The 9727-nt window shown below is 61.5% G+C and carries 8 protein-coding genes; 5 read left to right on the top strand and 3 right to left on the bottom strand.

What is annotated here, in order from left to right:
• The coding region (locus VHB27_RS14350) for a glycosyl transferase family 90 (RefSeq protein ID WP_325601555.1) at positions 1-1772 on the top strand (1772 nt) is incomplete at its 5' end.
• On the opposite strand, the gene VHB27_RS14355 is transcribed toward VHB27_RS14350, so the two are convergent.
• A complete protein-coding gene (locus tag VHB27_RS14355; protein ID WP_325601557.1) occupies positions 1765-2880 on the bottom strand; it encodes a tetratricopeptide repeat protein in 1116 nt (371 codons plus the stop codon). The two genes, VHB27_RS14350 and VHB27_RS14355, sit on opposite strands and share 8 nt — an antisense overlap.
• Positions 2881-2913: 33 nt before the next feature.
• On the bottom strand, positions 2914-3531 hold the full coding sequence (locus tag VHB27_RS14360; RefSeq protein WP_325601559.1) for a TetR/AcrR family transcriptional regulator: 618 nt from the start codon (positions 3529-3531) through the stop codon (positions 2914-2916).
• 131 nt (positions 3532-3662) lie between these two features.
• Here VHB27_RS14360 and VHB27_RS14365 point away from each other — a divergent pair, with 131 nt between their 5' ends.
• From VHB27_RS14365 to VHB27_RS14375, 3 genes are read left to right on the top strand one after another with little or no spacing between them, the layout of a single operon-like run.
• Positions 3663-4748, top strand: coding sequence for an HlyD family secretion protein (locus VHB27_RS14365; RefSeq protein ID WP_325601561.1), 1086 nt, complete (start codon positions 3663-3665; stop codon positions 4746-4748).
• Between the two features lie 3 nt (positions 4749-4751).
• A complete protein-coding gene (locus tag VHB27_RS14370) occupies positions 4752-6281 on the top strand; it encodes a DHA2 family efflux MFS transporter permease subunit (protein WP_325601563.1) in 1530 nt (509 codons plus the stop codon).
• Between the two features lie 42 nt (positions 6282-6323).
• Positions 6324-7913: an efflux transporter outer membrane subunit gene (locus VHB27_RS14375; protein ID WP_325601565.1), complete on the top strand. Its 1590-nt coding sequence runs from the start codon at positions 6324-6326 to the stop codon at positions 7911-7913.
• Positions 7914-8053: 140 nt separating this feature from the next.
• Here VHB27_RS14375 and VHB27_RS14380 read toward each other — a convergent pair whose 3' ends face one another.
• Positions 8054-9307, bottom strand: a complete 1254-nt coding sequence (locus VHB27_RS14380; protein WP_325601567.1) for a CinA family nicotinamide mononucleotide deamidase-related protein — start codon at positions 9305-9307, stop codon at positions 8054-8056.
• Between the two features lie 124 nt (positions 9308-9431).
• On the opposite strand from VHB27_RS14380, the gene VHB27_RS14385 reads away from it, so the two are divergent.
• Complete coding sequence (locus tag VHB27_RS14385) at positions 9432-9629, top strand: hypothetical protein (RefSeq protein WP_325601569.1); 198 nt, start codon at positions 9432-9434, stop codon at positions 9627-9629.
• Positions 9630-9727 lie beyond the last annotated feature (98 nt).

Consider the following 9727-nt stretch of genomic DNA (forward strand, 5'->3'; position numbering starts at 1 on the left):
GGAGTGCTGTATTTGTGGGTGCCACCACGGGAGCTCATCTGAATCCGGAAACCATTTCGAAGAACTTGCATCCTCGCGTTCGTTCCGCATTGTACTTCAAAGATAATCCTGAGGTAGACTTCAGATTACCGATTGCTACTACCCAGGATAAAGCCTTCCTACAAGAATTGAATAATATGGGGATCGGCCTCGGGAATACTCTGAGCTATAAAGAACAATTTAAACATCAATTCATAATATCAATGGATGGTTGGGGAGCTACTTGTTCGCGGATACCAATTGCTCTTCGTAGTAATAGCATTCTTTTAAAGTATCAGTCACCGCATCGGCTATTTTATTTCGATGGTATGATTCCTTGGTATCATTTTGTCCCGATTCGTGACGACTCGGATGTTGAGCGAGTCTTTGATATTTCACGCCAATTTCCCGAAGTGTTCAAGTCTATCAGCCATCGGGGTCGGTCATTTGCAAACACGTTTCTTACGCGGACGCAGATAATGCGATACACGGCGTGTTTGTTGAAAGCCTACGAATCGCTCTTTTCCGAGGGGCGGGGTCCATCCTTGGCAAGGAGCACGTATGCGACTTCGCCGTTTGCAGAACTCAACGGACTAGGGCCGGATACCGAGGCCAGTCTTGGTGCGCCGTGTCTTAGGATAGATGCTCATTTGTCGCGGCTAGGCGACAAATGGTTCGCATCCAATGCAGAAGTCAGCGTTCTTCCGGACCCTGCTCTTATTGAAGGGTTTTCCGTTGAACCTGGGGCAGATGTTAGCCCGTTTGAGATCGAATATAGGGCCGTGCTGGAGGATGGAAGTTTAACGCGAGCCTTCACAGCAGGGATGTTTTGCGGCACGAAGGGTCAGGCAAGGCCGATCTTTGGTATCTGCTTCAGAGCAACCGGATATTTGGCGGATACATGGGACTGCTGTTACCGCGCGCAGTTTCAGGATGGAACATCGGTCGGACCCTGTAAGCAAGGGGTGCCATGTCGAGCGGATACTGGCTCTCCACTTCAGGCCTTTTCTGTTTGGTTTGAGCGACGCTCAGAAACATTCAGTATCCAGTGCAATAGAAAACGATCAGTTCCTGCAATCGATGATGCTGATGCATTGGCAGCTCTGATGCTGAGCTTTGAGAGCTTAGGCGGGTGGGGACATGGCTGCGAATTTGGTCTCGTTCAGAGGCACTTCAATGCGGAACCTCTCGGCCTGCTCCGCTGGGCGGATATAGGATACGAGCATTTGCTCGCTGCGTTAGAGACGCGTTTTGATGGTGTAGGTGATAAGGAAAATACGGTCGTTTTCGTGCCGGAAAACGGACAAGACGAATACTGGACAATCGATACGCGTTACCATATGGCGATGAGGACGTTTGTTAAGACTTCCGCTTGCTCTTGCGAGCAAATGAGGCAGCGGGCAGAACGGCGGCTTCTATATCTTAAGTCCAAGTTAATCGAAGATCTAACATCTGGAGAAAAGATATTCGTCTATAAAAACATGCGGAGAAATTTAACCCAGGAGGAGGCTCAGAAGCTTCAAACTGCTATTTCAGCCTACGGGCCAGGGACTCTAGCCTATATCGCGAAAGCCGACCGCGAGCATCCGCATGGGACAATCATGCAGTCAAACCCCAAGCTTCTTACTGCGTACATCGACCGGTTCACTTTTTCACAAGATGAAAAATTTCTCGGCTCCTCCATTGACCTTTTTCTGGATGTCTGCCGAGAGATTAAGCGACATGCTATTCCCCTGGATGTTGGTATCAGTTGACAGGATGGGGCGCTTGATGTCGCAGTTGTTTGCTGTCCTCGCTCCTGCCTAGTCTTTCCAGTACAGCGCTGCCTTGGACGAATCCTTCCGATCTGTCTGGAAATATTTTACGATAAGCGCTCCATCGCTCGTCAGCTGCCTCCCACGCGGATCGCCGGTGGGCTGCGAACGCGTATTCCGCCAGGATTTTTGGCTCAGGGTCGACTTGGCTAGCTCCTATTCCCAATAGATCTTCTGCTTCGGCCTCAAGGCCGAGGCGCCTGAGTACGGCACTACCTTCGATAAAGCCAAGGGAGGACCTGGGGAAGCGTTGCCGAAACTGCTCCCACCGGATGTTCGCTTCAGCCCAGTCATCTCTACGCTCGGCATTCCTGGCGAATTGGGTCCAAACCGAAAATTCGTTCCCATAGGTAAACCTAACGTCCTCGAAGAGCGCGTCCGCCTCATCAAAGCGTTTGAGTTCACCCAAGGCCCTGAGGGAACCTGCAATTCCCGTCGCGTGCTTAAAGCGTTTATAGACGTCGTGCCAGCGTGCCAGCGCAGCCTCCCAATCTTCTTTCCGATCGGCAATCCGCGCATATTCTATGAATATAGTAAGATCATCTCCCAAACGGCTAAACGCTTTTGCAATAACCTTTTCAGCCTCGGTCGCTCGCCCCATGCCACTCAATGCATTTGCAGCAGCGAGGTAGCCTGCACGACGATCGGGAAACATTCGAATTAACCGATTTGAGTACTCGGATGCCGCCTCGAACTTCGCCTGGTCGTTTGCCGATTGGGCGAGACCCTCGAGGAATAGAGGATCATTTGGTTTCTTCCTGATGGCTTTTATAGCCAGATCATCCAACTCTTTGTACATTCTCAGCTTTAGCAATAATTTTATTGTAAGTGGGGAGTCCAATGACTCGTCTGGAAATTCTGACGACGCCTTATACCAAAGCGCTTTTGCTTGGGCCACATGATCCCGCTCGAAGAGCGCAAGTGCTTCTTCCATTGCGTTTTTGAAATCCCAGAAACGATGTTCCTTATTGACTGATAACGTTTGGTTGAATTCCTTTAACGTTTTCCGTCGCTCCCAACTTTCGATGATCCTCGTGAATAAGCCCATCTTATCCCTCCAAGCGCAGTAATCGAAGAGCGATTATGTGAAAGCCTTCACCCCATAACTCCTCAAAAACACCCTAACCGCCGCATCCACCACCCGCTCGATCTCCGCCTCGCTCGGATCCGCCAGCATCTCCAGCTTACGCCGCAGCACCAGGTGCGTCTGGCACAAATTGAAGAACTGTTCCGCCGCGAACGATGGATCATCCACCGCCAGCCGCCCCCGCCGCGTCTCCTCCTCCAGCCACCGGGACAGGAAGTCGATGGCCCGAGCGGGACCGGCCTCGAAGAATGCGCGGGCCAGAATGGGGAACTTGGCGGCCTCCGCGATCACCATCCGGTACATCGTCAGCCCCGCATCCGACAGCACCATCGTCAGCATCCGCCGCCCGATCTCGCGCAGCACCGCCGCCGGGTCGCCGTCATGATCCGCCCTGTCGAACACATGTGCGAGATTGCGCTGGCACACCTCGGCGACATACGTGCTGAACAGCGCCGCCTTGCCGTCGAAATAATTATAGAGCGTCCCCTTGGAAACCCCGGCCTCCTGCGCGATCCGCGCCATGGATGCGCCTTCGTAGCCATCGGCGGCGAAGACCCGCGACGCCCCCTGCAGGATCTGGTCCCGTTTCTCCGGGGACAGGGTATCGGACACGTTATCCATTTCGACGATCGACCGCCTCGGGCGTTGCACACGGCATGATATTGACAATTCCCGGGTGATTGCCAGATCACCCCAGGCGTTTGACCGAACGGTTCGGTCAGGAACAGGAGGCGAAGCGCCGCATGGACGATGTGACGCGGGTCGATGCCGCGCGGGACGGCCAGGCCTCGGGTGCGGAGACGCCTCGCCGCCCCTGGCGCCGGCGGCTGGGCTTCATCCTCGCAGGCGTGGTGCTGCTGGCGATCGTCGGCGGCGGCGCGCAGTACTGGCTGGTCAGCCGGCATTACGAATCGACCGACGACGCGATGATCGACGCCAACACCACCCAGGTGGCTCCGCGCATCGCCGGGCAGGTGACGCAGATCCTGTTCGCCGACAACCAGCATGTGACCGCGGGGCAGGTCCTGCTCCGGATCGATCCGCGCGACTACCAGGCCAAGCTCGACCAGGCCCAGGCGCAGGAGGCTTCGGCCAGGGCAGCGCTGCTCCAGGCCCAGTCGCAAGTGACGGTGCAGCAGGCCAATGTCGACCAGGCGGTCGCCAACGTCCAGGTCGCGCAGGCCGACCTGTGGCAGGCGCGCCAGGATTATGACCGGTTCCAGAAGATCAACCCCAACGCGGTGACGCGCCAGCAGATCGACGCCGCCACCGCCACCTACCAGTCCGCGCAGGCCAAGCTGAAAGCCAGCCAGCAGACCGAGGGCGGGGCACGCGCCCAGGTCCAGGCCAGCCAGGCCCAGGTGGAATCGGCGACGGCCCAGTTGCGGCAGGCAGAGGCGGCGACCAAGGCGGCGGCGCTGCAGCTTGGCTACTGCACCGTGACCGCGCCGGCGTCGGGGCTGGTGACGCACCGGTCGGTGGACGTCGGCAATTACGTCAATCCAGGCCAGGCGATGTTCGCGCTGGTGCAGGACGGGCGCTGGGTGACGGCGAATTTCAAGGAGACGCAGCTTGCCTATATGCGTCCGGGCCAGCCGGTCGACCTGACGGTCGACGCGTTGCCCGGCGTCACGCTGCGCGGCAAGGTCGACAGTTTCCAGGCCGGCACCGGCTCCGCGTTCAGCGTGCTGCCGGCCGAGAACGCCACCGGCAACTACGTGAAGATCGTGCAGCGCGTGCCGGTGAAGATCGTCTTCGACGACGACCGGATCCAGGATTACCGCCTGGCGCCCGGCATGTCCGTCATCCCCAGCGTGCGGGTGCGTTAGGCCGTGGCGCGGCGCGAACCGTTACCCAGGTCCGCCGCGGGGGATCGCAACCCCTGGCTGATCGCCGTCGTCGTCTCCATCGCCACGTTCATGGAGGTGCTGGACACCACGATCGCCAACGTCGCGCTGCGCCACATCGCCGGCAGCCTGGGCGCGGACCAGGACGAATCGACCTGGATCCTGACCAGCTACCTGGTGTCCAACGCCATCGTGCTGCCGGTCAGCGGCTGGCTGGCGAACGTCCTCGGCCGCAAGCGTTTCTATATGATGTGCGTCGCGACGTTCACCTTCGCCTCGTTCCTCTGCGCCATGTCGACCTCGCTCTCGATGATCCTCGCCGCTCGGGTGTTGCAGGGGGTCGGCGGCGGCGGCATGGCGCCGGCCGAACAGTCGATGTTCGCCGACACGTTCCCGCCCGAGAAGCGCGCCCAGGCTTTCGCCCTGTATGGCCTGACCGTGGTCAGCGCCCCCGCCATCGGCCCGGTCCTGGGCGGGTGGCTAACCGACAACCTGTCGTGGCACTGGGTGTTCCTGATCAACATCCCCGTCGGCCTGCTGTCCCTGACCCTGGTGCAGTGGCTGGTGGTCGAGCCGGAGGTCCTGCAGCAGGAGCGCAAGGAGCGGCTCGCCAAGGGCCTGGACATCGACCTCTTGGGCCTGGTGCTGGTGGTGATCGGCTTCGGCGCGCTGCAGATCATGCTGGATCGCTATGAGCAGGATGACGGGTTCGGTTCGGGGTTCATCACGACGCTGGCCGTATTGTCAGGCACCGCGCTGGTCTCGCTGGTGGTCTGGGAGCTGATCCATCCCCATCCGGTCGTGAACGTCCGCCTGCTGGGCTATAAGAACTTCGCCGTCAGCTGCGGGCTGATGTTCCTGATCGGCTTCGTGCTGATCAGCACCACCCAGTTGCTGCCGCAGCTCACCCAGTCGCTGTTGGGGTACGACGCGACGACGGCGGGCATGACGCTGGGGGTGGGCGGAATCGCCACCCTGGTGCTGATGCCGGTGTCAGGGATCGTCACCGGTCGGATCATCCAGCCGAAATGGCTGATCGGCGTAGCCACCGTAGGCATGGGCCTGGCGATGCTGCATGCCGCGACGCTCAACCTCGACATCAATTTCTGGACCGTCTCGACCGCTCGGGTGATCCAGGTCATCTGGCTGCCCTTCCTGTTCATCCCGATCAGCGCCGTGTCCTATATCGGCATGCCGCCCAATCGGAATAACGAGGCATCGGCGATCTTCAACCTGATGCGCAACCTGGGCGGCAGCGTCGGCGTGTCCTTCGTGACCACGATGCTGGTGGAGCGAACGCAATTCCACCATGCACGTCTGGCGGAGCACATCACGGCCTATAACGGCTATGGCTGGGGCGTTCCACTTGCTCCGATCAATGCGATCGTGCAGACGCAGGCGTCGGTGATGAGCTATCTTGATGTTTTCTGGGTCCTGGGCCTTCTGGCCCTTGTCGTTTCACCCGCCGTCCTGCTGCTGCCACGCGTGCCCAAAGGCGCCGCGATCGGCCATTGAGACGTTCCGGCCGGGTCAGTCGTGGGGGATAGGGCTGCGCATATGATCAATAGTAAACCGCAACGCCGCCGGACGCGCCCGACCGCGATGCTCAGGACTGCGTTGCTGTCGACCACGGTGCTGCCCGCGATCGTGTTGGGCGGCTGCACCATGGGTCCCGACTTCAAGCCGCCGCACTGGGCCTCTCCCACCTCCTGGTTTTCCGGCCCCAAGGAGCAGGTGCGTCAAGCCGAGAGCGTGACGGTCGCCCGACCCATCAACCCGCAATGGTGGAACCTGTTCGGCGATCCGGAGCTGACGAAGCTGGAGGAAAAGGTCGCCTCGGAGAACCTGGATGTCCGGGTCGCGAGCATCCGCCTGGCTGAATCCCGAGCGCAATTGGGCGTGGCGAGGGCAGCGCAGTTCCCGACGCTGAACGCCAATGCTTCCTATACGCGCCAGCAATCGAGCAACAACGGCTTCTTCTCGATCGCGCCGGGCGCAACCGGCAGCGCCGCCAACGGCGCTTTCGGCAACAGTACCGGCGGCATCAACACCGGCGGCCTCGCGCCCTTCGACATATGGCAGGAAGGCTTCGACGCGTCGTGGGAGCTGGACCTGTGGGGCAAGGTCCGCCGCTCGGTCGAATCCGCCAGTGCCTCGGCCCAGGCGGCTGCGGAGGAGCGCCGCGCAACGCTGCTCACCAGCCTCGCCGAGGTCGCGCGCGACTACATCCAGCTTCGCGGCACCCAGGCGCAGCTTCGGATCGCGCGGGAGAATGTCCAGACGGCGCGGCAGAGCCTGTCGCTGACCCAGCAGCGCGCCGCGGGCGGGGTGACCACCGACCTTGATGTCGCCAACGCGTCCGCGCAGCTTCGTACCACGCTGGCGCAGATCCCGACACTGGAGCAGCAGGAGGCGCAGGACATCAACGCGCTCAGCCTGCTGCTGGGTCAGCCGCCGAATGCGCTGCGCCAGGAACTGGCGACGGACAAGCCGATCCCGCCGGTGCCGGCATTCGTGCCGGTCGGCGTGCCGTCGGAACTGGCGCGCCGCCGCCCGGATATCCGTGAGGCCGAGGCCAAGCTGCATGCCGCTACCGCCGATATCGGCGTCGCCGTGGCGAACTTCTATCCGTCGCTGACCCTGAACGGCAGCTTCGGCCTGCAATCGTTGCAACTGCAACATGCCTTTGACCTGGCATCCAACCAGTATGCCGTCGGCCCCGGCCTGACGATCCCGATCTTTCAAGGCGGCCAGCTTCGCTCCACCCTTCGGCTGCGGGAAGCGCAGCAGGAGGAAGCGGCGGTCGCCTACCAGAAGACGGTGCTGCAGGCCTGGCACGACGTCGACAACGCCCTCACCGCCTATAAGGCCGAACAGGCTCGGCGTGACGAGTTGACCCAGGCAGTGACCGAAAATCGGAAAGCGTTGGCCCTGGCGCAGAGCCGCTACCAGGAAGGCGTTTCGGACTTCCTGCAGGTGCTGGACGCGCAACGCAGCCTGCTCGCGGCGGAACAACAACTGGCCGACAGCACGACCACCGTTTCGACCAATCTCGTGGCCTTGTACAAGGCGCTGGGCGGCGGATGGGAGACGGACCTGCCGGTCGAGGCCAAATCAGCCCCCACCGTGACGGCGTCGCGTTCCTGACCGGGCCGGTTCTTTCTCCCTCTCCGTCAGGCCGGGCTTGTCCCGGCCATCCGCGACTTTCAGGACGCCCTAATTGAAGTCACGGATGGTCGGCACGAAAAGGATCGCGACTGGCCCGGATCAGCACGAAATCCCGTGCCTTAGCTCTTCTCGAAATCGATCCGTTCCACCACCGGCAGCCCCAGCAGGAACCGCCGCAGGCAGTCCAGCCCTAACTCCACCGCGCCTAGCCGCACCCATTCGCGTCCCCCCAGGATGCGGGAGCGGCGGAACTCGACCCGCTCCGCCGTTGCGATCCCGATCCAGATCGCGCCGCCGAAGTCGATCCGGTCCGCGCCGTCATCCAGTTCGATCAACACCGCCAGCGCATGGGTCGCGCCGGTCTTCTCGCGGGCGGCCTGCACCACCGCCTCGGTGGTCGCCTGGTCCAGCGCCGAGGGCACCGCGATCCCGAACAGGTTGTCCAGGTGCCGCGCCACCGTGCCGTGCCGGAACACGGTCTCTGCCCCCGGCAGATGCGCGATGCGCGCGCTGATCTGGCCGGCGGTGAAGGTCTCGACGACCGTGAGGGTGGAGCCCTGGGCGCGCAGTGCGGCCAGCACCTCGCCTTCCAGGGTCTGGTCGTCCTCGGCGATGATGAAGTTGCCCAGGCGCCGCCGGACCTCGGCGATGGCGGGTGCCAGCTTGGCGTCGATCTGCGCCCGATCCGACCCCCGCACCGTCAATTTCGTTTCCAACTGAGGGTAATGCGCTCGGAATCCCAGCTTGATCCCGCCCTCGGGGTCCAGCGTCTCCACACCGGCCAGAAGCTGGTCGACATGCGATTCGCCCAGCCCGTAGGAGTGGAAACGTTTCAAATAGATCGATGACGGCGCGCCGGACCGGGCGAGGATGCGGGGGATGACCTGTTCCTCCAGCATCCGGCGGAGCTCCCGCGGCACGCCGGGGGTGAAGAAGAACCGCGCCTTGCCGATATCCAGTGCGAAGCCGCAGGCGGTACCGATCGGGTTGTCCAGCATCTCGGCCGTCGAGGGCAGCATCGCCTGCTTGACGTTGTTGGGCGGCATGGTGCGGGCGCGCTTGGAGAAGAAGTCCTTCATCCGCTCCAACCATTCCTCATGCAGCACCAGTTCGACGCCGGCGGCCTGCGCGGCGATCTCCTGCGACAGGTCGTCGACCGTCGGCCCCAGGCCGCCATTGACGATCACCGCATCGGCCCGAGCGGAGGCGAGCCGGAATGCTTCCAGCAGCGCGTCGCGGTCGTCGCCGACCGTGGTGCCCCAGTAGACCGAAAGGCCGACATCCTCCAGCTTCTGCGCCATATAGGAGAAATTGGTGTTGGTAATCTTGCCGGTCAGGACTTCGTCGCCGGTGCAGATGATTTCGATGCGCATGGTGTTCCCCCTCACCGGAGGAGATTAGGCGAAGCGGCGCGGCTGACAAAACGTCCTATCATGGGGCCCCGCACCGCGCGGCCCGTCGATTGCATCAACTGTATAGACAGACAGGAGGAATTCCATGCCGCCCACGTTGACAGACCCGGCACTCGACTACCTGCTCGCCGCCGCCGGCCTCACGCTGACCGAGGCGCAGAAAGCCGATCTCAAGACCATCCATGACAGCCTCGCCGCCATGAAGGAACGCGTCCGCACCCCGCGCGGCCACATGGCGGAACTGGCCCACACCTACGGCTTCACCGAGGAGGACATGGCATGATCCCCACCATCGCCCAGGCCTCGGCGCTGATCGCCGCGAAGAAGCTCTCGCCGGTGGAACTGACGCAGGACTGCCTGAAGCGTGTGCACGCGATGGAC

The sequence above is a fragment of the Rhodopila sp. genome (assembly GCF_035548235.1).
GTDB lineage: Bacteria > Pseudomonadota > Alphaproteobacteria > Acetobacterales > Acetobacteraceae > Rhodopila.

Bases quoted from the DNA above. Each gene is read 5' to 3' on its own strand.
- VHB27_RS14355 (WP_325601557.1), bottom strand. From the start codon at position 2,880: ATGGGCTTATTCACGAGGATCATCGAAAGTTGGGAGCGACGGAAAACG.
- VHB27_RS14365 (WP_325601561.1), top strand. From the start codon at position 3,663: ATGGACGATGTGACGCGGGTCGATGCCGCGCGGGACGGCCAGGCCTCG.
- VHB27_RS14375 (WP_325601565.1), top strand. From the start codon at position 6,324: ATGATCAATAGTAAACCGCAACGCCGCCGGACGCGCCCGACCGCGATG.
- VHB27_RS14380 (WP_325601567.1), bottom strand. From the start codon at position 9,307: ATGCGCATCGAAATCATCTGCACCGGCGACGAAGTCCTGACCGGCAAG.
- VHB27_RS14385 (WP_325601569.1), top strand. From the start codon at position 9,432: ATGCCGCCCACGTTGACAGACCCGGCACTCGACTACCTGCTCGCCGCC.